The organism is Candidatus Dadabacteria bacterium, assembly GCA_026706695.1.
Taxonomy (GTDB): domain Bacteria; phylum Desulfobacterota_D; class UBA1144; order Nemesobacterales; family Nemesobacteraceae; genus Nemesobacter.
The window spans coordinates 1-22,567 of sequence record JAPOYE010000022.1 but is presented as its reverse complement, the minus strand read 5'-3'; the positions used below and the strand labels follow the sequence as shown (position 1 = coordinate 22,567).

Below are 22,567 nucleotides of genomic sequence, written 5' to 3'. Positions count from 1 at the left end.
AGCCTACGTAAGACACCTAGAAGCGGGACTTGCGTGCCCTGATTTTCCCACGTGTTTAGGCTACTGGATTCCGCCAGAACTCTCGGGCAAGGTGCTGGCTCACTTTACGCACAGGGCAGTCGCTTACCTGCTTACGTTGGTATTTATCTTCGTGCTGATTCTCTCCAGAAAATCCGAAAGATTCAAGGAAGCCCGAAAAAACATGTCTCGAGCAGTCGCCCTGCTTTTCCTTCAGATCGGACTTGGAATTGTGGTCGTAACCTCAAAGCTTCTCTTTTACGTCACCGCCGTTCATCTCGCAATCGGTCTTCTGATACTTTCCCTCTGCCTTCTCACTTGGTTCGGGTATATAAGTAAAGGCACCGTCGCCGAAAAAACTTTTTAGCAATGAGTGAAGCGCAGAAAAAATCAGTGGGAAACATGGCGGTTTCCGCCGTTATCCTCTCTAAGCCCGGAATAATAATGAGCGTGGCGTTTACGGGCCTTGCGGGAATGGTGGTGGCCAACCGGGCCTTTCCCTCCTTGCAGACGGTTTTTCTATGCGTCGTCTCTCTTCTTCTTAGCGCCGGCGGAGCGGCAATTCTGAATAACCTGCTCGACAAGAAAATCGACAAGCAGATGACCCGTCTTAACAAAAGGGTGGAGGCCCTGAGAGTTCTTGGAGACAAAAATGCGTGGGTAATCTCGATACTCATGATGGCCGTTGCTCTCTTCATCTCGCTTTCTTACTTCAATTATGTAAACGCGGCACTTATTCTCCTCGCAATTCTAAGCTACACTCTTATTTACACACTTTTCCTTAAAAGAACCTCCCCTTTCGGTACCGTGCTCGGGGGAGTGCCGGGCGCCCTTCCCGTGCTTATAGGCTACACCGCCATAAAACCCGCCCTGCAACTCGACGCAATGATAGTATTCATATTCATGATGCTCTGGCAGCCTCCCCACTTCTGGGTGCTCGCGCAGAAATACAGAAAGGATTATGAAAAAGCCGGGATAAACGTTCTTCCCGTAGCCTTGGGCACAAAGTACACCAACATACTGATACTCATCTACTCCCTCTCCCTGATACCCCTGACTTTCATCCTCTGGCTCACAGGAACAAACACCGTCTATTTCGCGGCTTTCGCCGCGGTAGCCGGAATATACTTTAACTACCTGGTGGTAAAAAGCGTTTTCGCCAACCGTGGTTACGGAAAGGCTTTCTCGGCTTCAATCATCTACATGCTTCTCATAATGCTAGGCATAGTAGTTGACATACTGGTTAAGTCGCTCTCCCCCGTGGAAAGGGTTATCGGGAATCTTATGTAGCAACCGAGGGGAGAAGTTCTTTGAGCTCCTCGAGCGGCCGTGATAGGGTAACAATCGCCTCTTTCCAGAAATCCTTGTTCGTTATATCATCCCCGATTGACCTTTTCACCGCCCCTTCCGCATCGTCCGAGCCGGTGAGAGCGAGAAACTCCTCGTAAACCGGAATAAATTCCTCCCCATGCTGCCTGAATTTCTCGAAAAGCGCCCTGCTCAGCAGGTAACCGAAAGTGTAGGGGAAATTATAGAAACTGACGCCCGTTATGTAAAAATGAAGCTTCGAGGCCCAGAAGAACGGGTCGCATTCCAAAAGCACGTCTCCGAAGATCTCCTTCTGGGTCTCGGTCATAAGTTCCTTTAGCTCGCTCACGGTCAGTTCCCCCTCGGCACGCCGTTCGTAGAGCTTTCTTTCGAACTCATACCTGACGGGGATGTCCAGAAGATATATGGCCCCGTGGTTTACTTCCGCGTCCCTCACAAGCACCTTGTCCTCAACGCTCGTTGAGGGATCTCGCAGCAGCCCTTCGGCAAGCAGCATTTCCCCGAAAGTTGAGGCGGTTTCGGCAAGCGTCATGGGGTAGAACTGCGCATAGGGACGAAGTTCCCTCATCACGTGAGAATGAAAGGCATGGCCCGCCTCGTGAGCGAGGGTGAGTATGTCGCCTACCCCGCCGTTATAAGTCATGAATATCCTTGACTCCCCGGTGAGAAGAGAACCCGTGCAGAATCCCCCGGGTCTTTTTCCTTCCCTTACTTCCCAGTCTATCCACTCGCTGCGGCATATGTGGTCAAAAAAACCGCCGAGGCGGCCGTAGGCAGCCGAAAAGGAATCGGAAACCATGGATTTCGCACCGCTCCAGCCAACCCCGCCAGTTTTGCCAAGATTCATTGGGGCTCCCAGATCGTACCACGATATTCCGTCGAGCCCCAGCGTCTCGGCCTTGAGCCTAAGGATGTTCCTTGGAAGTTCGACTGTCTCCCGTATTGCCTCCATCATGGAATCCAGAGTCTGTCTAGATATCGCCGCATCAAAGAGGGCTACGTCGAGGAAATGATCGATTTCCCTGTGCCTGTAGAGCGTGTGCCTGGTTCCTGATATGGCGTTTATGGCACCGGCGGCCACATCTTCAAAATCCTCCCAAGCCTCGTTGCCCCCGGAAAAAGCGGCCTTTCTTATCTCTCTGTCAGGACTTTCCATAAGCGATCTTCTCTGGGACATGGGAAGCCTTTTCTTCGTCCCTTCGGGGTAAACCATCTCAAACGTCATCTTGGAAGACACGGTATCGTAGATCCGCCCCCAGGCGCTTATCCCGTCGACTCCGAGCTCCGAGGCCAGAATTTCCTTCGGAGCGGACATGATGAACCGGGAATTTCGCCAAACGCGCCTCACATAATAGGAAGCCGACTCGATATCCGGGAAAGAGACGAACTCGAAAAGCAGATCTTCGTCGGCACCCCGAAGCGCTCTTTGCAGCTGGACCTCAAGCTTCTCGAGATCCGAACCGAGAAGGGAAATCGCCGCTTCCTCGCGCAGATAATCCTCCCTGTTGGAATCCGAAGCGCTGAGACATCCCACGTAGGAACGTATATGGGAATATTGGCTTATCAGCCTCTCCGTTTCCAAGAAGACATCTTTCCAGAACGCAAGGTTTTCTCCGCAAAGAGGTTCAGAAGCCGAGGCCTTCTCGTCAAGACTCTTTATACCTCCAGAGAGATTCTCTTTGAACTCTTTATATTCAACTCCCTGAAATTCGGGGAAATAAGTAGTGAGGTCCCAATTCATATCGGTATTTTCGTGCTACATCAAAAGCGGCAAGCTTCCGGATGTAATCGCTCCTTAAGACCAGAAATAATACAACAGAATTTGCTAATTGGAATAAGTCGGGTTTTCGCTGAAAGCACTTTGGAACACCTCGTGTCAGTCTCCGCGGGGAAGGAAGATTTGACATTAGCACAGGCATATATATTTTAACCCCCTGAACAATGAAAAAAGCTTACCTAGCGCTTGAAGGCGGAAAAGTATTTGAAGGCACAAGCTTCGGAGCCCAAGAAGAGGCAGCCGGCGAAGTTGTTTTCAATACCTCCTTAACAGGTTACCAGGAAATACTCACGGATCCTTCCTATAACGGTCAGATAATCGTAATGACCTACCCAGAGATAGGCAACTACGGAATCAACCCCGAGGATTTCGAATCAGAGAAACCTCACCTAAGCGGTTTCGTCGTAAAGGAATACTGGGATCACCCGAGCAACTGGAGATCGAAAGAGAGCCTCGACAGTTTTCTCTCAAGACATGGAATACCCGGCATACAGGGAATCGACACCAGGGAACTTACGAGGATCATACGAATCGGTGGAGCGATAAAGGGAATTATATCAACCGTAGAGACAAGCCCTGAGGCTCTTGCCGAGAAAGTCGACTCCTCGCCGGGAATAGTTGGACGCGACCTAGTAACGGAAGTAAGCTGCGCGCAGCCTTACGCATGGGACGAGGGAACGGGAAAGTGGCGCCACAACAGGGACAAAAGCTCTGAACCCTCCAGAAAATTCAAAGTCGCCGTCTACGACTTCGGAATAAAGAGAAATATACTCAGAGAGCTTCACGATCTTGGATGTGAAACAACGGTTTTTCCGTCGAAAACGGACTCTAAAGACATACTGGCTATCGACCCCGACGGGATTTTTCTCTCAAACGGACCCGGGGACCCGGCCGCGGTTAAATACGCCTCGAAGAATGTAAAAAAACTTATCGGGAAAAAACCCATTTTCGGGATCTGCCTAGGGCACCAGATCTTGGGTCTCGCTCTTGGAGGAAAAACCTTCAAGCTAAAATTCGGACATCGCGGAGGAAACCAACCGGTCAAGAATCTTGCGACCGGAAAGGTGGAAATAACTTCGCAGAATCACGGCTTTGCAGTGGACCCCGATTCGCTTAAAAGCAATGTCGCCGTCTCTCACATAAATCTGAACGACCAGACAGTCGAGGGGCTGAAACACAAGGACTACCCCCTCTCCTGCGTCCAGTATCACCCCGAAGCCTCGCCGGGGCCGCATGACTCCTCTTATCTTTTCAGAGACTTCATCGAGATGATGGAAGATTTTTCAGCGTAAGTACTCAGGTTGCATAGTCGTTCAGGAGCCACAGATACCTAGCATTCCAAGATTCAATAGATCTATTGAAATTCACAATACGCTGGTCCGCAGAACTGCTCATCTAGTTTTCGTTCCCTAACGTATTACCTCATTTCTTCTCTTTCCAGATGTCTCTCAAGAAATTCTATCGTCCGCAAGGTAAGTTCCGCTTTCTCATCAAGTCCTTCAAGTCTTTCCTCTTTCATTTTTGCGTTGAGTAACTTGTACAGATGGGCATATATATCCGAAGGGGCCTTTATCTTCTGTTCCTGCATATTCTCTTCCTCCCTAGAACGATATGAGTTTAACCGACCGGATACTCTCATTACCCGCGTCACTTCGATGAGAACTAATCATCGCAGAAACGGTATCGGTTCACGTGTCCACTTAGGGGCATGCGGTCAATTTATCCATACACCTCTCTTTTAAGCAACCCTACATACTTGTCTGCAAGCCTTGTAGGTTCGGGAATCCTAAGACCGCGCGAGCACTCAAGGGCAACCACAATAGCGGTATAGAGATCAGTTCTGTTCCCAATAGACACAAAAACCGGTTTAACACCATCTCTGGTTCTCAAAGCTGCGCCAATGACCTCACGGTCCCTGCCTCTTATTAACTCTCTTTCACCCTTCTTAGGACCCGGTTCGCTGAAAGTCCCGTAAAGACATTTCTTTGCGACGCCTATCGCCGGAATATCGAGCAGAACTCCGACATGACAGGCAAGCCCGAAGCCCCTTGGATGAGCAAGTCCGTGTCCGTCTACCATAATCATGTCACAGTGCTCACGAAGCTTGTCGAAAGTCCTTATGACGCAAGGCGCCTCCCTGAAACCCAGAAGCCCGGGAACATAGGGAAATACTTCATCCGAGACAGCCCATACCCTTTCGATCTCCTCCAGCTCAGGATAGGAAAAAAGAATCATTCCGCAGACAAGTTTTCTCTCCTTGACGCAGATAGCGATATCGACGCCGGCAATCGTGCTAATAGGCTTCGGATCAGGAGTTTGTACAACCCTTCGGGAAAGCTCTTTCTGAATACGAAAAGCTTCTCTTACAGGAGTAGGTTTTGCGGAATAGAGTATTTCAAGGTCTTTTATCAAGTCGCCTTTATGTTGCATGGAAGTAGAATAACAATACTAAAACTGACAGTTGCCACAGGCACGACTTATAGGGATTCTCCTGCCTGACTTTTCGCAATAGCTGCAACCGTATTTGCCATAGAACCATAGCACTGGATCAAGCGCCGCACTTGTTCCCGCAATCCGGTCCGGCCCCCCTATGTCGGTCTTGGCAACCGCTTTGTAGCAGGCATTCTGGATTATCGGCTTTGCTTTTCTAAGCTTAAGTCCTCGCGTGTTCGCAATTCCCAGATTCTCCGTCGCGCGGCGAACCTGAACATCCACCGCTACGGGAATCCTTTCTATGCGCTCTATTTCAGCTCCACCCGGGTCCGCCATGATCCGAACCCACATCGCTCCTATTTTCGGACCACGAAGAAGCGGAAACCTGGAGCGACCCGTCTTATCCCTACTCCTAAGCGCTTTCAGTAATTCCAAAGAGTCTCCAAGGCCACTGTCTATTACGCGGCGAATCGGACTATCCCCCACAGCAAGACTGGCGGAGATAACGTGCCAAGCTTCTGAGTCCTGCGTATGGTACTTGCTTACTCCGCTCTCACTCAGAAGTGACTTAAGAATCTCTAGGGGAATTTTTACCACCTCAGCGGGCTCAAAGAGTTCCGGATGTGACATGAAAAGCTTCGCCGATGATTGCCACAAACTGTTTGCCTCTCGCATGCGGTCCACTGCGGAAACGAAGGTAAGAAACAGCCGCACGGTGCGCTCGGACTCGCCCGAAGCTCTTAGGTCTTCAGCAAGTTTCTCCTCCGGCATTTGTGACCATAGGTCGTGGGGCTCTATACCTCTTTCAGACAGATCGAGGTGATTGCCGTAGAAGTCATCGGCAATCATTTTTACTATTTGTGCTGCGCTAGACATTTTTAGAAGTTGAAGAATTGCTCTCTGTTGTTTTTATCACTTTAAGCTGGGATCTGGAAAGGCTTTACGGGTTCTGACCCGTCTTCTTTACATGAAGCAATATATTCGTTAATCGAACGACGAAATTCTTTCTGAATTCCCCCAACATCAGTCGCTTCAAAAGAGGAAACTGGATAACTTCCGCTGTTAATAACTCTTCTGTGAAAACGTCCTACGGAATTGTCAAATTCAATCACTACAACATACCCCTTGTATTTAATTATGGTTTCACTCCCGTGGTTTTGAGGAAAAAGATTACGTTCGGTTAGAATACACGAAAACGTGTTCGGCAAAAACTTCAGAAAGCAAAAGATCCAGACTCCCGAAGTCGAGATAAACACCGCCTGGGGAGGAAAAGGAAAACCTCTCCTTCTCCTCCATGGCTACCCACAGACGCACGTCATGTGGCATGCAGTAGCACGTACGCTCGCCTCGAATTTTCTGGTCGTGTGCCCTGATCTCCGAGGATATGGAGACAGCTCTAAACCTGCCGGGGAAAAAGATCACTCAAACTATTCAAAAAGAACTATGGCAGCGGATATGGTCTCGGTGATGGAAGCTCTAGGTTTTAGTGAATTCTACGCCGCGGGACACGATAGGGGAGGCAGGGTGCTTCACCGCATGTGTCTTGATCACCCTGAAAAAGTCCTAAAGGCCTGCGTCATGGATATAGCCCCTACCCACCACATGTTCAAGACCGCGGACAAGCACTTCTCCACGGGTTACTATCACTGGTTTTTCCTTATCCAGCCCGACGGACTTCCGGAGAAAATGATAGGGGCTGATCCAGAGTACTACCTTCTTGAAAAACTCAGACGCTGGAGCGCCCCCGGTGCGAAATTTCATCCCGAGACAGTAAAAGAGTACGTGCGCTGTTTCAGCGACCCGCGGGCAATCCACGCGAGCTGCGAAGACTACAGGGCCGCGGCTTCCATAGATATTGTTCACGACGAAGAAAATATGGATGCCAAGATAACGTGTCCGCTTCTTGCCCTTTGGGGTGGAAGGGGGTTCATTCACAGAACTTACGACGTGCTTGACGTATGGAGAAAAAAAGCGCTCAGCGTTTCGGGAAAACCGCTTGACTGCGGCCATTTTGTCCCAGAGGAAAAACCCGAAGAGACCTCAGCGGAACTGCTGTCATTTTTCGGATAACGGAATTTCCCCAAACCGGTTTAGCCGGGCCTGATTCCCTCGGGAGAATCCCCGCCGGCATATTGTCCGCCAACGCTATTTTGTATAGAGTATCACCATGTCGAAAATGCTTTTCGTAATGGATCCGATCGAATCCATAAACATAAATAAGGACACTACCTTCGTCATAATGCTTGAATGCCAGGCAAGGAGACATGAAGTCCGCTACTGCGAACTCAAAGATCTTTTCGTCAGGGACTCGAGGGCATGGGCGGATTCAACTAAACTTCGCCTTGAGAGAAAAAGCGATTACTACTCGAAGGGTTCCACGGAAAGTTCTCCGCTTGACGACTTCGACATCGTATGGATGAGGAAAGATCCTCCCTTCAACATGGACTATGTCTACTCAACCTACATACTAAGCAGGGTTGACGAGTCCGCAACTCACGTGATCAACCATCCGGCCGGAATAAGGGAGTCTAACGAGAAAATGTATAGCCTTAATTTCGCCGACTACATACCCCCTACCCTGGTTTCAAAAGACATCGAAAAGCTAAAGGGGTTTCTTTACGAAACCGGTAACGTAATTGTGGTAAAACCGCTTGACGGTTACGGCGGGGAGGGAATTTTTCTCGTAAGGGCCGATGATCCTAACCTCAACGTTATACTCGAGAACATAACCGACTTCGGGCGGACCTACGTGATGGCCCAGAAATTCATAAAAGAGGTTTCGCAAGGAGACAAAAGGGTTATAATTCTAAACGGCCAGCCCATAGGAGCCGTGATGAGGGTAGCCGCAAAGGGAGAATTCAGAAGCAATTTCCACTCCGGAGGACATCCCGAGAAAACCACTCTTACGGAAAGGGACCTGGAAATATGCGACGGCCTCAGACAGAAACTATTAGAGGACAGGCTCTATCTGGTCGGAATCGACATAGTCGGAGGGTATCTGACCGAAGTCAACACCACTAGCCCGACATGCGTTCAGGAAATAAATTTTTTCAGCGGGGTAAAGCTTGAATCGCAGATAGTCGATTTTGCTGAGAGTATTATCCCCGGGACTCCAGAGAGCCTTTAGAAAATTCCTGGGCAGGAAGCTAACACAGGACTCTAACAATGAAAATATCCAAAGAAGATGTGCTTAACACGGCCGAGCTTGCAAGGCTCGAGTTTGATGACGAGACGCTTTCGAAGTTCACCCGTCAGCTCGGGGACATCCTCATCCATATAGATGAGCTTGCCGAGCTTGACACGAAAAACGTGGAACCCACATCGCATGTGCTTGAACTCTCAACTCCTTTCCGAAAAGACGAGGTAAATCAGCTAATAACGGCTGAAGACGCCCTTAGCAACGCACCCAGCAAAGAAAACGATTTCTTCACGGTTCCAAAAGTCATAGAGGACCAGAGCTGACCCAATGTCCATTCCAAGAACCATAAAGGAAGCAGCAGCGTTAATAGAAAAAAGAGAGGCTTCCCCGGTGGAACTCGCCGAACTTTTTCTCGAGCGCATATCCTCCGAGGACGCAAAAATAAACTCTTACATCACCGTCTGGAAAGAAGCGGCCTTGGAGGCCGCCAGAAAAGCGGAAAAACAGATATCCGAAGGAAACTATCTGGGCCCTCTCCATGGAGTCCCAATAGCGCTTAAGGATATTTTCGTGACAAAGGACTCGCGTACCACCTGCGGGTCAAAAATGCTGCGGGATTTCGTCGCTCCCTATAATTCCACCGTGGCCGAAAAACTCATGGCAAGCGGTTCCGTAGTGCTCGGGAAAAACAACATGGACGAGTTCGCCATGGGATCTTCAAACGAAACATCTTACTTCGGACCGGTAAAAAACCCCTGGGACACCGACAGGGTTCCGGGAGGATCAAGCGGAGGCAGTGCCGCTGCCACGGCTGCAAATCTGTGCATCGCGTCGGTCGGAACAGACACCGGGGGTTCCATAAGACAGCCCGGTTCCCTCTGCGGAGTAGTGGGAATGAAACCCACCTACGGAAGGGTAAGCCGCTACGGCATGATCGCATTCGCTTCCTCCCTCGATCAGGCGGGGCCGCTTGCGAAAACCGTTGAGGACGCGGCTATAATCCTCTCTTCCATAGCGGGCCATGACCCGATGGACTCAACATCCGTAAACCTTCCGACCGCTGATTACGCAAGTGCGCTCAGTACGGATATAAAGGGGCTGCGGATAGGCATACCGAAGGAATACTTCATCTCTGGGATGGACCCCGAAGTGGAAAAATCCGTCCGTAAAGCTATCGCCGAACTTGAAACCCTGGGAGCGGAAATTGTGGAGATTTCGCTTCCTCACTCCCGCTACGCGGTTTCGACCTACTATATAATAGCCCCCTCGGAAGCAAGTTCGAATCTGGCAAGATACGACGGAGTAAGATACACATACCGCTGCGAAAATGCGGAAACCCTGAGGGACCTGTTTTTCAGAAGCCGCTCGGAAGGATTCGGAGACGAAGTGAAGAGAAGAATAATGCTTGGAACCTACGCCCTTTCCACAGGCTACTATGACGCTTATTACTTGAAAGCCCAGAAGGCAAGAACCCTTATAATAAGGGATTTTGACAGCGCCTGGGAAAAAGTTGACGTGATAGCGAGCGCCACTTCTCCTGAAACCGCTTTCAGAATAGGTGAAAAAACAGACGATCCCCTTAAAATGTACCTATCCGACATACTTACCATTCCCTGCAACATAGCAGGACTCCCCGGAATATCAGTCCCCTGCGGATTCAGTTCAGAAAAGCTTCCGATAGGGCTTCAGATAATGGGAAAGCCATTTGACGAGCAGACAGTGCTCAATGTCGCGTACGCTTACGAGCAAAGCACGAAGTGGTACAAAAAAGAAGTGTCCCCTCTTGGATAATCGCAACCCGGGATACACCTCGGCCCAAAAATATGTTATTATCGAAAATATGAAGCTTCTTTTCCCGGTACAGGAGGGCGGGTTATGAGCAAAGAAAAAAAGTGTACCGTATGTGGCAAGCCTTCTCCCGATTTCATATGCGAGTCATGCAAGTCGAACATTCAGGCTGAGGCCGTGGGCAAGAAATCAAAGATGGAAAAGCAGGTGCAGGTAGGCGGTTCAATAGCCGATAAGCGTTCAAAAGAATAGTAATCCTATCCTTCCCAGATTTCGAGGGCGATCCTGTATACGCTGTTCTTCAACGCCCCAGAGGATTCGCAGACCGTGCGTACTGCATCACTGAGAGCGGTTCCGCTCTCTTTCATTGCGCGAAGCGTCCTTTGCACTTCTTCTGTTGAGATCTCTCCTCGCCCTTTCCCGCTGCCCCCTAAAACAATTGTCACTTCCCCCTTAATCGATTCTTTCTTTGAAAGAATCGATATCACCTCCGAAACTGATCCCCGGATTACCTCTTCGTAAAGTTTTGTCATTTCCCTAGCAATGCAGATATTCCTGTCGCCGAGAATTTCCAGCATAAGACTCAAGGTGCGTGAAAGTCTTCTGGCGGACTCGTAAAAAACCATGGTGTATGGGTAGGATTTTACCTCCTTTAGAAGCTCTTTCTTCTTGCCTATGGTCTTCGGAAAAAAACCGAGAAAAAGAAAACTGTCTGTGGGAAGCCCCGAAACAACAAGCGCGGAGAGGACAGCCGAAGGACCGGGTATGGGTACTACTTCTATATTGTTTTCAATTGAGAGATTTACAAGCCTCCACCCGGGGTCGGAAACTGAAGGAGTTCCGGCATCAGAAACCAGCGCCACATCTTTGCCGTCTTTGAGTCTTTCAAGCAGCTTGGGCGATTTTTCAACTTCATTATGTTCATGATAGCTCGTGAGAGGGGTTTCGATCCCGTACCGGGTAAGGAGTTTTTTTGTGTTTCTCGTATCCTCGCACGCTATAACGTCGCAATCCTTAAGAACGGTTACAGCCCGCAAAGTTATGTCTTCAAGATTTCCTATCGGGGTAGAGACTACGAAGAGCTTTCCAAACATACTGTTATTCGGCAAATATCCGGGCATTAAAAAACGTGCTGTATGTGCGCCCTACTCCCCAAGATAAGAAGACCTGTTTCCCACAGATTGCCGCGGAGGGCGAGGGATTCGAACCCCCAAGTCCTTTCGGACGCCGGTTTTCAAGACCGGTGCAATAGCCGTTCTGCCAGCCCTCCGGCAAAAGTCAGATTATACAGATAAACCAGACGCACTTCACTGATCTTTCACGGTAATAGTTATTCTCTCCGAAAGCACGGGAGGTTTATGAGGTATGTGCAAATAATTACCCAGCAGCAAACGCAGTGTATGCTTCCCGGGAGCAAGGGTTATCTCCGTTTCCGTCTGCCCACCTCCGAAGTGCCTTACGTTCTCGCTGAAAGCAAGAGGTTTTTCCATGTCCGGCAGATTTCCAAGATCGATTAACAGATGGTGATGCCCGGTATTTGGAACCTTGACCCCGGCCGGAGCGACCCCCATGTTCACAAGCCCAAATCTCACGGCAAAGGTCTTGCTGACAACTTCTCCGTCTTTCGGAGAAATGATGTACACCTTGGCGCCCGGAGGAGATTCGGAAAAATACTCTTCCGCAAAAGCCATATTCCATGACACGGCCACGGCTATGAGAAGCAAGAAAAATGTCCTGATTACTATCATCTTGGAAACCTTAACCATGAAAACGATTGTTTATCTAAAGTACATGTTTTTTTCAGAATCGCCACTTCATTAAAATGTCCGGAAAGGTGGAGAAAGACTGACCGGAGTCAAAGAAACAGAACCAATTCCAAGAGATATTGGGGCAGAACTCTGAGCGGCGCGCTATGATGGGCCTAACCCGGGACCATAAGATTTCTAATTCCAGAGATCAACTACCACTCTTCCAACCTGGCCGCCCTTAAGTATAACGTCTATTTCAGGGTCAAGATCTTCGAGGGAGACCGTTCTGCAGGTCCGCTCAAGAATATCGATCTTCCATTCGCCGGATATCTTTTCCCATACAAGCCGCCTTCTTCCCATCGGGCAGCTTGCAGAATCTATGCCCGCAAGCGTAACTCCCCTCAATATGAACGGATAGACATTCGTGTTGAGTTCATGGGAAGCCACATTGCCGCACGTAGTCACAACTCCTCTTTGTCTCGTGGACTTAATAGCGGTGGCAAGCATCTCTCCGCCCACGGTATCGACCACCCCGGCCCACTGTCCCTTAAGCAGCAGCCTGCCCGAAGGGTCAGTTAAATCCTCTCTCCCGATTACTTCCTCTGCTCCCAAGTCCTCCAGGAACTGTTTCTGCTCCGCTTTTCCCGTCGAAGCCGTCACGCTGTAACCGGCTTTTCCGAGAATAGCGACGGCCATGCTACCTACCCCTCCCGTCGCCCCGGTTACGAGAATCTTTCCGTCTTCAGGGCTTACTCCGCCCTCCACGATTCTTAACACTGACTGTGCCGCCGTAAAACCCGCGGTCCCGTACATCATCGACTCTTTCAGATCAAGTCCCGCAGGCAGGTTAACCACCCAGTCAGCCGGAACCCTCACGTATTGTCCGAATCCTCCGGAGGTATCCATTCCCAAGTCGTAACCATGCACTATAACCTTGTCTCCGGGCTGAAACTCCTCGTCTTCTGAACGCTGGACTACACCGGCGGCGTCAACGCCGGGCGTATGAGGGTAATTCCTAGTAACGCCCCTGTTTCCTATGGCCGAGAGAGCATCCTTGTAGTTGAGGGATGAATATTTTACGTTTAGGAGCACATCCCCGTCTGGGAGACTGCCTATTTCTCTGGTCGTGATTTCCCTCGTGAATTCTCCATCTTCATCCCTGCTTACAACCATCGCCTTGAAATCATCAGAACTCATCTAAAACCTCCTTCAGTTGCGGTTTTCATCTCCGCAGAGATCCTCAAGCGCAAGTAAAAGCGCCTGCGTTCCGAGCCTCCCGTGCCCAAGCTCGCTCGCCCTTTCGTAAAGGGATTTAACAAGCGCAAGCCCCGGAAGATCAATTCCCATCCGTTGCGATTCCCCGAGAGCGATCTCCATGTCTTTTATAAAGTGTTCCACGAAAAAGCCCGGGTCGAAATCCCCGTCCATTATCCTGGGACCGAGGTTGCTGAGAAGCCAGCTCGAGGCCGCGCCACTCCCCACGGAGCGAAGCATGGTATGGGGGTCCAGCCCCGCCTTCCGGCAATAGATCAAATTCTCGCAGATTCCTATCATTACCCCAGCTACCGTGATCTGGTTGCACATCTTCGCGTGCTGACCTGAACCCGCTTTTCCCTGGTACACGATGTTTTTTCCCAGGAGCCCCAGAAGCGGTTTCACCGAATCAAAAACTTCCCCGTCCCCTCCAACCATTATTGAAAGCTCTCCCTTCACGGCTCCCACGTCTCCCCCGGAAACCGGAGAGTCCAAAGAAGAGCAGCCGAACCCAAGCGCCTTTTCGTATATCTCTATTGCAAGGGTCGGTTCGGTCGTGGTCATGTCAATGAAGATGCGACCGGGCTCGGACTCAATCAGAAGGCCATAGCGACCGAAATACACCTCTCTTACGTCATCCGGGTAACCGACAATGGTAAAGATAACATCGGCCTGGCGGGCAACCTCGGCGGGCGAGTCACACCAGATAGCGCCTTCACTCAGCAGCTCTCCCGCCTTTTCCCTTGTCCTGTTGAAAACAAAAACGCGGTACCCGGCACAAACGAGGTGCCCGCACATGGGCGCACCCATGATCCCCGTTCCTATCCAACCTATCGAACTCTGTCCAGGACTTATTCCACTCATTTGCGCTGAGAACTATTGCGATGCGACGCTTTGCCGCTTAAGCATGGGAAGGTATTTCCCGCCAAGGATTATGTGACCCTCGTTTGAACCGGCAAGGAGCCTTTGCACGAGATATTCCCTGTCAGGACCGATAACGTTAACCCCGTGGTCTGACTCGACAAGGCACAGAAGCTTTATATCGCTGCCGTTTTTGGTTGCGGTTTCATAAACCGCGGAATAGTTGAGAAGAGCAGCCTCCACGGTGCCACAGGGAAGAGAGGGATTCCGGGCTCCGGCGTGATGTTCGCTCACGCCGAACCAGCATGGGTCGGGGTAGCCGTGAAAATGCAGAATGGACATCTCCTTCTCAATAAGAGAAGGGGCGTAGAGAGCGGAGGAAAGCGCCTGGGAGAGTATCACGTAAGTATCAAAAGACGGCCTTATGTCTTTTCTTCCCAGATCGACTCCCCTGGGTATTTCGAGATGAAGCTTTCCCTTCACAAGGCCGATTCTGACTATATCCGAATCCGGATTCAGGTTCGTCTTGTCGCATCCTGATCTTGAAGTGACAATCCATATGTCCGGAACCTGCTGGTACACCGTCCTGCCTCCCATAAGGGTTCTGACATACCACCTGTCGTTCGAGGCCGCTCTTACCTCGTCGGGATTGTAACTCGGAATCTCCTGCAGGGAATTCCACATATTCTCATCAATATATTTGTCCCCATCGTATCCCGGAGGCTCGGCAAGCGCTATGAATCCGTACGAAACTCCGGTTCTACCGTCAAGTATCTTGTTCGCCACATCCCTGTGCGACAGGCGCTTTATCGCATCTACAAATTTTGACCCCGCGGGAAAAAGGTCGGTGCTCTTTAGGTCCGCACCCAGGGCAGACAGCTTCTTGGCGTATTCAAATTCCTGCGGGTCGTACTCGCTTACGGAAAAACGCGTCAGAACCGGTGGCTTTATAGGGGCGTATATCTTCGGAATAAGCGAATAGAGCACGAAATCATCAAGCTGGTCATGGGCGTATATGGAATCGGAGAGATTCATGTTTATTATCGCGAAATTCCTGCGGGAAACCCCTATAACAATCTCCGACATGTTGTTTATCAGGTTTTTCAGGCCCAGGGAGATTTTTCTTTCATAGGTCGTATCCTCATTCTCAAACTCCGGGTCAAGGGACATTATCGTGATAACCTGGGTGTTATAGGGATCCTGGAGATAGCCGACGGTGAAATCGTCCGCCCATCCGCTTATCTTCAGTATGCTGCTTACCGACAGACTGTCCTTCCTGACAATCCTGTAGACATTCTCGGCTACCTTGCTCAGGAGCCATCTGAGCGGAGACAGCTTCTTTTTAACGTCTATTACGGCGTTTACCTTCCTCCTCACGGACCTAAGCCCCATGAGCTTTGAGAATGCCCCGTAAGATGCGTCCTCCGTTGTCGCGTCATCCCAGGAAATAACGTTGACCCCGTTGCTAAGAAGCGAGTTCCTGAGCCTTTCCCGGTAAGCGTTTATCTCGGTGTCCGGGTAATTTTTCGGAAGCGGCTTGAAGGTTACGATAACACGCACCGACATCTCGGTCGGGTCTTTGGGATTAACCAGGTTCTTTATCTTCGGCATTCCGGCAAGCGCCGTTATGGTCCGCAGATCCAAATCCGCAATTCCCTTATGATCGTTCATAGAAAAGACAACCTCACGCAACCCGTATCAGAGCACAGGTACAGGGGCAAACAAAACAGAGCAAACGAAAGTTCCAACCAGATCCGGGCAACCTAGAGTTTAACGATTGCTACGGATTTTTTCAATCTCGCGAAGCATCTCTTCACGGACTACACCTTCAAGCTTCTCTCCACCCTCTTTTCCCTTCGGAAAGCTTGCGGTATCTATAGGAGGAAGGATCCTGACCACAATATCTGTGTTGGTATTAAGTTCGTAGGAACCCTTTTTCCTTATATCCTTGCCCCCCCATATGATCATCGGCACAACCGGCACCCTTGAAAGCGAAGCCATAAAAAAACCGCCCTGCTTAAAGGGAAGAAGCTCTCCATCCTCGCTTCTCGTGCCCTCTGGGGCAATAATCACTGAAGGCCCGTTTCTTATTTTCCTTACGATTTCCCGGACTCTGTTCGTATCTCCAACCGAACCGTCCCTCGCAACGAAGTACTGTCCGCTAAGTGAGCACACCCAGCCGATAAAGGGAATCGAGGCGACTTCATTCTTCATGACCGCCCTCCATTCGAAAGGCAGCACCGCGGAAAAAACGGGTATGTCGAGAGAGCTCTGGTGGTTGAACATCACTATGAAAGGAGCCTGCGGGAAATTTTCAGCGCCTTTTACGTCAAGCCGCACTCCGCATGACCAAAGAACTGTTTTCCCCCAAGGCCGAACGGAGCACTTTATAAGATGCCCTAAGGCGAGAAGTGACATCACAATCCCCACGCTGCCCCAGAATGCCGTAAACAGGGACGAGAGAATTATCGCCACAATGCTCCTTATTTTCCTCATCATTGATACTCAGCCGCGTCGCGAAAAGAGTTTCCTGGCCTACGCGGGAACTATAATGTTCACTGCCTGCTCCCCAATCCGTATATCATGTTTTCCGGAACGAAGGAGGAAGGTCTCTCCGTCCATGTGAGCCGGAAGATCGGTAAAGGTTTCGAACCGCAGTTCCTTCGCCCTTATAATACTGACCTCTCGAAGTCCCTCATGGCGACCCTTAAGCACCTTCTGTATCTTAAAAAGCCTCCCCACAGGACTCATGTCACTTATTATATGAATATCAAGATATCCGTCGAATATGTCAGCCCTGGGAGCCAGGTTGAACTTTCCACCCTGAAAAGGGCCGTTTGAAGCGCCGAAGAGAAGCAGTTTTCCGCCCGCGGCGCCGACCTCTCCATCCATCTCGGAGAAAAAACCCTGGAACCGGAACGCCTCGACCACCGCTCCAACAATGTAACCGAAGGAACCGAAGCGCCTGAGGCCCAGCTCCCCGAAAGCATGCGCCACGGCCCCGTCCATCCCGACCCCGAAACCGTTTATAAAACATTTTCCGTCAACAAAAGCCAGATCGGCTTTTCTCGTCCGGCCGGAAAAGATATTGTCGACCGCCGCCTGCGTATCAAGGGGAATACCGGCCGCCTTCGAGAAATCGTTCCCGCTGCCGCCCGGAACAATTCCCAAGACAGCTTCGGTTCCGTGAATCGAACTCACGATCTCACTTGACGTACCGTCTCCTCCAAGAGAAATCATGTGGGTAAAGCCTTCACGAAGCCCTTCCGCGGCGATCTCAGCAGCGTGCCCGGGGAATTGCGTAGATCTCACATCGCAAATAATTTCTCTTGCTTCAAAAGCGCTGCGAATCTGCTCAAGCGTTGGGCCAAGCGCTTTTGTACCCGCCTTGGGATTTGCTATTACAAGGTATTTCATCTTGTCTTCCTGTTCCCGGAATCGGGGGTTGCGGAACATTATGATACCCTACAACTTGATTAATAATTGTTTTTCTGGTATTAAAACCTGATTTGCAAAAGGAATTCGGAGGATAATTAATGACAGAAGAAGCCGTAGCTAGCGAAAAACTCAGCATGAAAAGCCTGCTTGAAGCGGGAGTACATTTCGGACACCAGAAAAGCCACTGGAACCCGAAAATGAAATCCTTTATCTTCGGAGCAAGAAACGGCATTCACATAATCGATCTTCAGCAGACGGTCACGCTTTTTAACAGGGCGTATACTTTCGTGAAAAACACAGTGGCGGACGGAGGAACCGTTTTGCTGGTGGGGACCAAGAAACAGGCCCGGGGAATAATTGAGGAAGAATCGGTCCGATGCAACATGCCCTACATAAACACGCGCTGGCTGGGCGGAACCCTTACCAATTTCAACACGATACGTTCGAGGGTTGATTACCTGCTGGAACTGAAAAAACTTGAGGAAGACGGGCAGATGGAAATGCTTCCGAAAAGGGAAGCGAAAAACCTTAGAAGGGAGATAGTAAAGCTCGAAGGGCTTCTGGGTGGAATAGTAACTATGAGGCGGGCTCCCGACGCTATTTTCGTCGTAGATACAAAAAAAGAGCATATAGCCATAAAAGAAGCGAGAAACCTCTCGATACCGGTTATAGCAATCGTGGACACGAACTGCGATCCCGCAAATGCGGATTATCCGATTCCGAGTAATGACGACGCCATAAGGGCGATAAAGCTGTTCACCTCAAAAATAGCGGACGCCTGCATTGAAGGAACTCACATATACCAGGAGAAACTGGTGAGCGGAGAGGTTGAACAGGTAAAAGAAGACAGCCTTGAGGGCGTAGTGGTAGAAAGGAAGGTGTTTGTTTTCAAGGAAGCTGAATCCGATGAAAGTGAGGAAAGCTTTGTTTCCGTAGCGATCTCCGAATCTTCGCAAAGTGAAGACGCTCGGGCACAGAAAGAGATATCAGAGAATACAGAAGATAAAAAAGAGGATTAAAAATGGCTGAAATCAAGGCAACAATGGTAAAGGAGCTAAGAGAAAAAACAGGAGCTCCTTTTCTTGACTGCAAGAACGCGCTTGTGGAAACCGACGGGGACTTCGAAAAAGCTTCCGAGGTCCTGAGGATAAAGGGCGTCGCGAAAGCTTCTAAAAAAATTACCAGAAAAACCGACCAGGGAACCATATCCTCATACGTTCACGCGGGTGGCAAAATCGGCGTAATGCTCGAGGTTAACTGCGAAACGGATTTTGTGGCCAGAAACGACGAGTTTCAGAACCTCTGCAGGGAAGTCGCCATGCAGATAGCGGCAAACAATCCGACTTACGTAAGAAAGGAAGAGGTTTCGGAAGAAGAAATAGAAGATGAAAGGCGGATTCTCAAGGCAGAAGCTATGGAATCGGGAAAACCCGAGAATATAGCGGAAAAAATGGTTGCGGGAAGAATAAACAAGTTTTTCGAGGAGATATGCCTTCTTGAGCAACCCTACATAAGAGATCCCAAGATGAAAGTCATGGACCTTGTAAACAACCTGATAGCTAAAATCGGCGAAAACATAGTTGTAAAAAGGTTCGTAAGATACCAGCTGGGCGAATGAAAAAACTGGACAATGGGATCCTCTGAAAAAACCATCCCGAAATATAAAAGAGTACTGCTGAAACTCAGCGGAGAAGCTCTTCAGGGTCCCGGCCAGTTTGGTATCAGTTCCGACGTCATTGAATACGTCTCCGAAGAAATAAAAAGCATCTACTCACTCGGGGTAGAAACGGCCATAGTCATAGGTGGAGGAAATATCTTCAGAGGTGTTTCCAGTTCTTCAAAGGGAATGGACCGTTCCACGGCCGACTACATGGGAATGCTCGCAACCGTGATAAACGCGCTTGCCCTGCAGGATTTTCTTGAAAGAAAAGGGATGTCAACGCGGGTGCAGACCGCGCTTGAAATAAAACAGGTTGCCGAACCCTTTATCAAAAGAAGGGCCATACGCCATCTTGAAAAGGGAAGAATAGTCATATTCGCCTCGGGAACAGGCAATCCGTTTTTTACGACCGACACGGCCGCAACCTTAAGAGCGCTGCAGATGGGAGCGGACATCATAATGAAGGCAACCAAAGTTGACGGCATTTATGACAAGGATCCCGTTAAAAACAAAGATGCTTCGAAGTTCACCGAGCTCACATACATGGAAATTCTGAAGAAAGGGTTGAAAGTTATGGATGCAACCTCAATCTCTCTTTGCATGGAGGGGAATATTCCCATAGTGGTGTTCGATCTTTTTGAGAAAGGCAACATAGAGAAAGTTATAAGAGGAGAGAAAGTAGGTACTATTGTAAAGAGCGGTACGGAACAATGAGCGAAGAACTGTCTGTTGAAGAACTTTATATTGACGCCGAAGACAGGATGGACAAGACAGTAAGCGTTTTCGATCAGGAACTCTCCAGAATAAGGACCGGCAGGGCGTCAGCGGCTCTTGTCGACACGATGAGAGTTTCCTACTTCGGTGCCCAGACACCTATTAATCAACTCGCCAATGTTTCGGTGCCCGATAGTTCGACCATACTTATACAGGCTTGGGACCCGGGTGCGGTTGAGGAAATTCAAAAGGCAATCGCGCAGTCCGAACTCGGAATAACTCCGTCGGTCGACGGAAACACGATCAGGCTTGCCATACCGCCCCTGACGGAGCAGAGAAGAAAGGAACTTGTCAGGCACACGGGAAAAGTCGCCGAAGAACACAGGGTATCCGTAAGGCAGATAAGAAAAGATGCAAACAACCTCATAAAGAAAGCTGGGAAAACAGAGAACCTTCCAGAAGATGAAATAAAAAAAGCCCTCTCCGAAATACAGCAACTGACAGATGAGAGAATAAGCAGGCTAAACGCCCTGCTTGAAAAGAAAGAAAAAGAAATACTGGAAATCTGAGAACCGCGCGGATTACCGGCCGATAACCCTGACACCATCCATATATGGGACCAGAACCTCGGGAATCTCCACCGTCCCCTCTTCGGTCTGGAAGTTCTCAACGATCGCCAACAGAGCCCTGCCCACAGCCACCCCGGAACCATTAAGAGTATGAAGATAGGCCGGCTTGGACCCCTTTGATTTTCTGTATCTTATGTTGGCGCGCCTCGCCTGAAACGCCTCAAAATTGCTGCAGGACGATATTTCCCTGTATCTGCCCTCGCTCGGCACCCATACTTCAAGATCATAAGTCTTGGCGGAAGAAAATCCCATGTCTCCCGTGCAAAGAAGAACAACCCTGTAGGGAATACCCAAAAGTTCAAGAATCTTGGCAGCGTCAGCAGTCAACATTTCAAGTTCCTCGTACGAGTTCTCCGGGTCGGCGAAGCGTACAAGCTCCACCTTGTTAAACTGATGCTGCCTGATTATCCCGTGCACGTCCTTCCCGTAAGAACCCGCTTCCTTTCTGAAACACGGAGTGTAAGCCACGTATTTAATCGGAAGCATCTCCGGGGGAATTATCTCGTCGCGGTGAATGTTGGTAACGGGAACCTCGGCAGTGGGAACCATGTAATAGTCCGTATCGCTAAGCTTGAAAAGATCTTCCTCGAATTTGGGGAGATTTCCCGTTCCAGTAAGACTCTCCGTGTTGGCTACGAAGGGAGTGAGAACCTCTGTGTACCCGTGCTGCTTGGTATGAACATCGAGCATGAAGTTTATAAGAGCTCTCTCAAGCCGCGCGCCCGCGTTTTTGTAAAGCGCAAACCGTGCACCTGCGATCTTCGTCGCCCTCGGAAGATCCAGTATGTCGAGCTCGGCTCCTAGCAACACGTGGTCCTTTACTTCGAAGTCGAAATCCCTCGGTTCTCCCCACTTTCTTATCTCGACGTTTGCCGTGTCGTCCGGACCCTCGGGAACCGATGAGTCGGGCATGTTGGGAACGGTCAGGAGAAACTCCCTGAGAAGCCCTTCCGCCTCCGCTTTCTTCTCGTTAAGATCCTTTATCTCTTCCGAGAGAGCCTTCAGTTCGGGCAGAAGTTCTGAAAGTCCCTGCTGATCTCCGGACCTCTTAAGGGTACCCACCTTTCTTGAGCCCTCGTTTCTTTGGTATTCCAGAGTCTCAACCCTTTTTATTATCTCTTTTCTGCGGGAGTTCAGTACTGTAAACTCCGAGAGATCGGTCTCAAAACCGCGGGTAGCGAGTTTTTCGCCAACAAGATCAATATTTCGCTCAATCAATTTGGGATCTAACATCTAAAACACATGCTCCGGCAGAACTTGAAAAAAGCAAAAGTCAGGTGTCTAATTTACACTCACAGCCGATATTTTCAAACATCTCGAGACTTTGCACAAAAGGTTCTTTTCGGGTTTAATAACCGGATACATAAAGCTGAAAGAACGTCAGGAGAGGGAATAAGCAATGAAAATACTGGATAACGGAATAGAAATAACCTACTTTGGACATTCCACTTTCTCAGTAAAATCGCCCGCCGGCAAAACGGTGATGATAGACCCGTGGATTGAGGGAAACCCCTCGTGCCCGGAACAGCTCCGTGAAGTCGGTCACGTTGACATCATAGCAGTCACACACGGACATTTTGACCATATAAGCGACGTGATTCCTCTATGCAGCAAATATAATCCCAAAGTGGTGGCAAACTGGGAGATCTGCGACTGGCTGGGCTCAAAGGGAGTTCAGAACTGCATGCCGTGTAACAAGGGAGGCAACGTGGTCATAGACGGAATAAGGTTCACAATGACCCACGCCCAGCACAGCAGCAGCATGAAGGAGGAAGACGG

At 49.7% G+C, this 22,567-nt stretch carries 25 protein-coding genes and 1 tRNA gene; 13 read left to right on the top strand and 13 right to left on the bottom strand.

Translation table 11 applies throughout. From position 1 onward, the window contains the following. A partial coding sequence (locus OXG10_02160; protein MCY3826172.1) for a COX15/CtaA family protein occupies nt 1-385 on the top strand: 385 nt, incomplete at its 5' end. A 2-nt stretch (nt 386-387) separates the two neighbouring features. Continuing rightward, entirely contained in the window at nt 388-1,308 is a 921-nt protein-coding gene (cyoE, locus tag OXG10_02155; protein MCY3826171.1) for a heme o synthase, read from the top strand. On the opposite strand, the gene OXG10_02150 is transcribed toward cyoE, so the two are convergent. After that, nucleotides 1,301-3,088: a M3 family oligoendopeptidase gene (locus tag OXG10_02150; GenBank protein ID MCY3826170.1), complete on the bottom strand. Its 1,788-nt coding sequence runs from the start codon at nt 3,086-3,088 to the stop codon at nt 1,301-1,303. The genes cyoE and OXG10_02150 overlap by 8 nt on opposite strands. 200 nt (nt 3,089-3,288) lie before the next feature. Here OXG10_02150 and carA point away from each other — a divergent pair, with 200 nt between their 5' ends. After that, complete coding sequence (carA, locus tag OXG10_02145) at nt 3,289-4,416, top strand: glutamine-hydrolyzing carbamoyl-phosphate synthase small subunit (GenBank protein MCY3826169.1); 1,128 nt, start codon at nt 3,289-3,291, stop codon at nt 4,414-4,416. A 125-nt stretch (nt 4,417-4,541) separates the two neighbouring features. On the opposite strand, the gene OXG10_02140 is transcribed toward carA, so the two are convergent. From OXG10_02140 to OXG10_02130, 3 genes are all read right to left on the bottom strand, one after another. Beyond that, nucleotides 4,542-4,712 carry a hypothetical protein gene (locus tag OXG10_02140; protein ID MCY3826168.1) on the bottom strand — a complete coding sequence of 57 codons (171 nt, stop codon included), beginning with the start codon at nt 4,710-4,712 and terminating at the stop codon, nt 4,542-4,544. A gap of 131 nt (nt 4,713-4,843) precedes the next feature. Beyond that, nucleotides 4,844-5,554, bottom strand: coding sequence for an endonuclease V (locus tag OXG10_02135; protein ID MCY3826167.1), 711 nt, complete (start codon nt 5,552-5,554; stop codon nt 4,844-4,846). Nucleotides 5,555-5,572: 18 nt separating this feature from the next. Further along, on the bottom strand, nt 5,573-6,406 hold the full coding sequence (locus OXG10_02130; protein MCY3826166.1) for a hypothetical protein: 834 nt from the start codon (nt 6,404-6,406) through the stop codon (nt 5,573-5,575). A gap of 348 nt (nt 6,407-6,754) precedes the next feature. On the opposite strand from OXG10_02130, the gene OXG10_02125 reads away from it, so the two are divergent. The 5 genes from OXG10_02125 to OXG10_02105 all read left to right on the top strand — a co-directional run bounded on the left by OXG10_02125 (nt 6,755) and on the right by OXG10_02105 (nt 10,736). Next, on the top strand, nt 6,755-7,627 hold the full coding sequence (locus OXG10_02125; protein MCY3826165.1) for an alpha/beta hydrolase: 873 nt from the start codon (nt 6,755-6,757) through the stop codon (nt 7,625-7,627). Between the two features lie 97 nt (nt 7,628-7,724). Next, a complete protein-coding gene (gshB, locus tag OXG10_02120) occupies nt 7,725-8,684 on the top strand; it encodes a glutathione synthase (GenBank protein MCY3826164.1) in 960 nt (319 codons plus the stop codon). Between the two features lie 38 nt (nt 8,685-8,722). After that, nucleotides 8,723-9,019: an Asp-tRNA(Asn)/Glu-tRNA(Gln) amidotransferase subunit GatC gene (gene gatC, locus OXG10_02115; protein ID MCY3826163.1), complete on the top strand. Its 297-nt coding sequence runs from the start codon at nt 8,723-8,725 to the stop codon at nt 9,017-9,019. A gap of 4 nt (nt 9,020-9,023) precedes the next feature. Next, nucleotides 9,024-10,487 carry an Asp-tRNA(Asn)/Glu-tRNA(Gln) amidotransferase subunit GatA gene (gene gatA, locus OXG10_02110; protein MCY3826162.1) on the top strand — a complete coding sequence of 488 codons (1,464 nt, stop codon included), beginning with the start codon at nt 9,024-9,026 and terminating at the stop codon, nt 10,485-10,487. Between the two features lie 84 nt (nt 10,488-10,571). Continuing rightward, nucleotides 10,572-10,736: a hypothetical protein gene (locus tag OXG10_02105; protein MCY3826161.1), complete on the top strand. Its 165-nt coding sequence runs from the start codon at nt 10,572-10,574 to the stop codon at nt 10,734-10,736. A gap of 5 nt (nt 10,737-10,741) precedes the next feature. Here the strand turns inward: OXG10_02105 and rsmI are convergent, their stop codons facing one another. The 8 genes from rsmI to OXG10_02065 all read right to left on the bottom strand — a co-directional run bounded on the left by rsmI (nt 10,742) and on the right by OXG10_02065 (nt 17,764). After that, the gene (rsmI, locus tag OXG10_02100) at nt 10,742-11,578 is read right to left on the bottom strand and encodes a 16S rRNA (cytidine(1402)-2'-O)-methyltransferase (GenBank protein ID MCY3826160.1); all 837 of its coding nucleotides are present in this window, start codon (nt 11,576-11,578) and stop codon (nt 10,742-10,744) included. A 93-nt stretch (nt 11,579-11,671) separates the two neighbouring features. Then, nucleotides 11,672-11,754: transfer RNA gene (locus OXG10_02095), tRNA-Ser, on the bottom strand. A gap of 37 nt (nt 11,755-11,791) precedes the next feature. Next, nucleotides 11,792-12,175, bottom strand: coding sequence for a DUF4399 domain-containing protein (locus OXG10_02090; protein MCY3826159.1), 384 nt, complete (start codon nt 12,173-12,175; stop codon nt 11,792-11,794). A 252-nt stretch (nt 12,176-12,427) separates the two neighbouring features. Continuing rightward, entirely contained in the window at nt 12,428-13,429 is a 1,002-nt protein-coding gene (locus OXG10_02085; protein ID MCY3826158.1) for a YhdH/YhfP family quinone oxidoreductase, read from the bottom strand. A gap of 12 nt (nt 13,430-13,441) precedes the next feature. Beyond that, complete coding sequence (locus tag OXG10_02080; protein MCY3826157.1) at nt 13,442-14,350, bottom strand: NAD(P)-dependent oxidoreductase; 909 nt, start codon at nt 14,348-14,350, stop codon at nt 13,442-13,444. Nucleotides 14,351-14,362: 12 nt separating this feature from the next. Then, entirely contained in the window at nt 14,363-16,018 is a 1,656-nt protein-coding gene (locus OXG10_02075) for a non-ribosomal peptide synthase (protein MCY3826156.1), read from the bottom strand. Between the two features lie 99 nt (nt 16,019-16,117). Further along, entirely contained in the window at nt 16,118-16,846 is a 729-nt protein-coding gene (locus OXG10_02070) for a lysophospholipid acyltransferase family protein (GenBank protein ID MCY3826155.1), read from the bottom strand. A gap of 36 nt (nt 16,847-16,882) precedes the next feature. Next, on the bottom strand, nt 16,883-17,764 hold the full coding sequence (locus tag OXG10_02065) for a diacylglycerol kinase family lipid kinase (protein ID MCY3826154.1): 882 nt from the start codon (nt 17,762-17,764) through the stop codon (nt 16,883-16,885). A 119-nt stretch (nt 17,765-17,883) separates the two neighbouring features. On the opposite strand from OXG10_02065, the gene rpsB reads away from it, so the two are divergent. Genes rpsB through frr form a run of 4 tightly spaced genes read left to right on the top strand, consistent with a single transcriptional unit; the run spans nt 17,884 to nt 20,728 of the window. After that, complete coding sequence (gene rpsB, locus OXG10_02060) at nt 17,884-18,804, top strand: 30S ribosomal protein S2 (GenBank protein MCY3826153.1); 921 nt, start codon at nt 17,884-17,886, stop codon at nt 18,802-18,804. 2 nt (nt 18,805-18,806) lie between these two features. Next, entirely contained in the window at nt 18,807-19,403 is a 597-nt protein-coding gene (tsf, locus tag OXG10_02055; GenBank protein ID MCY3826152.1) for a translation elongation factor Ts, read from the top strand. A 12-nt stretch (nt 19,404-19,415) separates the two neighbouring features. Beyond that, nucleotides 19,416-20,159 (top strand): UMP kinase, encoded by a 744-nt coding sequence (pyrH, locus tag OXG10_02050; protein ID MCY3826151.1) that lies wholly within the window; start codon nt 19,416-19,418, stop codon nt 20,157-20,159. Further along, the gene (gene frr, locus OXG10_02045) at nt 20,156-20,728 is read left to right on the top strand and encodes a ribosome recycling factor (protein ID MCY3826150.1); all 573 of its coding nucleotides are present in this window, start codon (nt 20,156-20,158) and stop codon (nt 20,726-20,728) included. Before pyrH ends, frr begins: the two co-directional genes overlap by 4 nt. Nucleotides 20,729-20,740: 12 nt before the next feature. On the opposite strand, the gene serS is transcribed toward frr, so the two are convergent. After that, nucleotides 20,741-22,021, bottom strand: a complete 1,281-nt coding sequence (gene serS / locus OXG10_02040) for a serine--tRNA ligase (protein ID MCY3826149.1) — start codon at nt 22,019-22,021, stop codon at nt 20,741-20,743. 166 nt (nt 22,022-22,187) lie between these two features. On the opposite strand from serS, the gene OXG10_02035 reads away from it, so the two are divergent. Next, nucleotides 22,188-22,567 (top strand): MBL fold metallo-hydrolase (locus OXG10_02035; GenBank protein MCY3826148.1); only part of this gene is annotated, 380 nt, incomplete at its 3' end.

What these genes read in the sequence shown, in the direction of transcription:
- OXG10_02080 (MCY3826157.1), bottom strand. Translation starts at nt 14,350, where the DNA reads ATGAGTGGAATAAGTCCTGGACAGAGTTCGATAGGTTGGATAGGAACG.
- rsmI (MCY3826160.1), bottom strand. Translation starts at nt 11,578, where the DNA reads ATGTTTGGAAAGCTCTTCGTAGTCTCTACCCCGATAGGAAATCTTGAA.
- OXG10_02130 (MCY3826166.1), bottom strand. Translation starts at nt 6,406, where the DNA reads ATGATTGCCGATGACTTCTACGGCAATCACCTCGATCTGTCTGAAAGA.
- pyrH (MCY3826151.1), top strand. Translation starts at nt 19,416, where the DNA reads ATGGGATCCTCTGAAAAAACCATCCCGAAATATAAAAGAGTACTGCTG.
- OXG10_02090 (MCY3826159.1), bottom strand. Translation starts at nt 12,175, where the DNA reads ATGGCTTTTGCGGAAGAGTATTTTTCCGAATCTCCTCCGGGCGCCAAG.
- OXG10_02135 (MCY3826167.1), bottom strand. Translation starts at nt 5,554, where the DNA reads ATGCAACATAAAGGCGACTTGATAAAAGACCTTGAAATACTCTATTCC.
- OXG10_02140 (MCY3826168.1), bottom strand. Translation starts at nt 4,712, where the DNA reads ATGCAGGAACAGAAGATAAAGGCCCCTTCGGATATATATGCCCATCTG.
- cyoE (MCY3826171.1), top strand. Translation starts at nt 388, where the DNA reads ATGAGTGAAGCGCAGAAAAAATCAGTGGGAAACATGGCGGTTTCCGCC.
- OXG10_02075 (MCY3826156.1), bottom strand. Translation starts at nt 16,018, where the DNA reads ATGAACGATCATAAGGGAATTGCGGATTTGGATCTGCGGACCATAACG.
- rpsB (MCY3826153.1), top strand. Translation starts at nt 17,884, where the DNA reads ATGACAGAAGAAGCCGTAGCTAGCGAAAAACTCAGCATGAAAAGCCTG.
- serS (MCY3826149.1), bottom strand. Translation starts at nt 22,021, where the DNA reads ATGTTAGATCCCAAATTGATTGAGCGAAATATTGATCTTGTTGGCGAA.
- OXG10_02105 (MCY3826161.1), top strand. Translation starts at nt 10,572, where the DNA reads ATGAGCAAAGAAAAAAAGTGTACCGTATGTGGCAAGCCTTCTCCCGAT.
- gatA (MCY3826162.1), top strand. Translation starts at nt 9,024, where the DNA reads ATGTCCATTCCAAGAACCATAAAGGAAGCAGCAGCGTTAATAGAAAAA.
- OXG10_02065 (MCY3826154.1), bottom strand. Translation starts at nt 17,764, where the DNA reads ATGAAATACCTTGTAATAGCAAATCCCAAGGCGGGTACAAAAGCGCTT.
- tsf (MCY3826152.1), top strand. Translation starts at nt 18,807, where the DNA reads ATGGCTGAAATCAAGGCAACAATGGTAAAGGAGCTAAGAGAAAAAACA.
- OXG10_02150 (MCY3826170.1), bottom strand. Translation starts at nt 3,088, where the DNA reads ATGAATTGGGACCTCACTACTTATTTCCCCGAATTTCAGGGAGTTGAA.
- OXG10_02070 (MCY3826155.1), bottom strand. Translation starts at nt 16,846, where the DNA reads ATGATGAGGAAAATAAGGAGCATTGTGGCGATAATTCTCTCGTCCCTG.
- frr (MCY3826150.1), top strand. Translation starts at nt 20,156, where the DNA reads ATGAGCGAAGAACTGTCTGTTGAAGAACTTTATATTGACGCCGAAGAC.
- OXG10_02085 (MCY3826158.1), bottom strand. Translation starts at nt 13,429, where the DNA reads ATGAGTTCTGATGATTTCAAGGCGATGGTTGTAAGCAGGGATGAAGAT.
- carA (MCY3826169.1), top strand. Translation starts at nt 3,289, where the DNA reads ATGAAAAAAGCTTACCTAGCGCTTGAAGGCGGAAAAGTATTTGAAGGC.
- gshB (MCY3826164.1), top strand. Translation starts at nt 7,725, where the DNA reads ATGTCGAAAATGCTTTTCGTAATGGATCCGATCGAATCCATAAACATA.
- gatC (MCY3826163.1), top strand. Translation starts at nt 8,723, where the DNA reads ATGAAAATATCCAAAGAAGATGTGCTTAACACGGCCGAGCTTGCAAGG.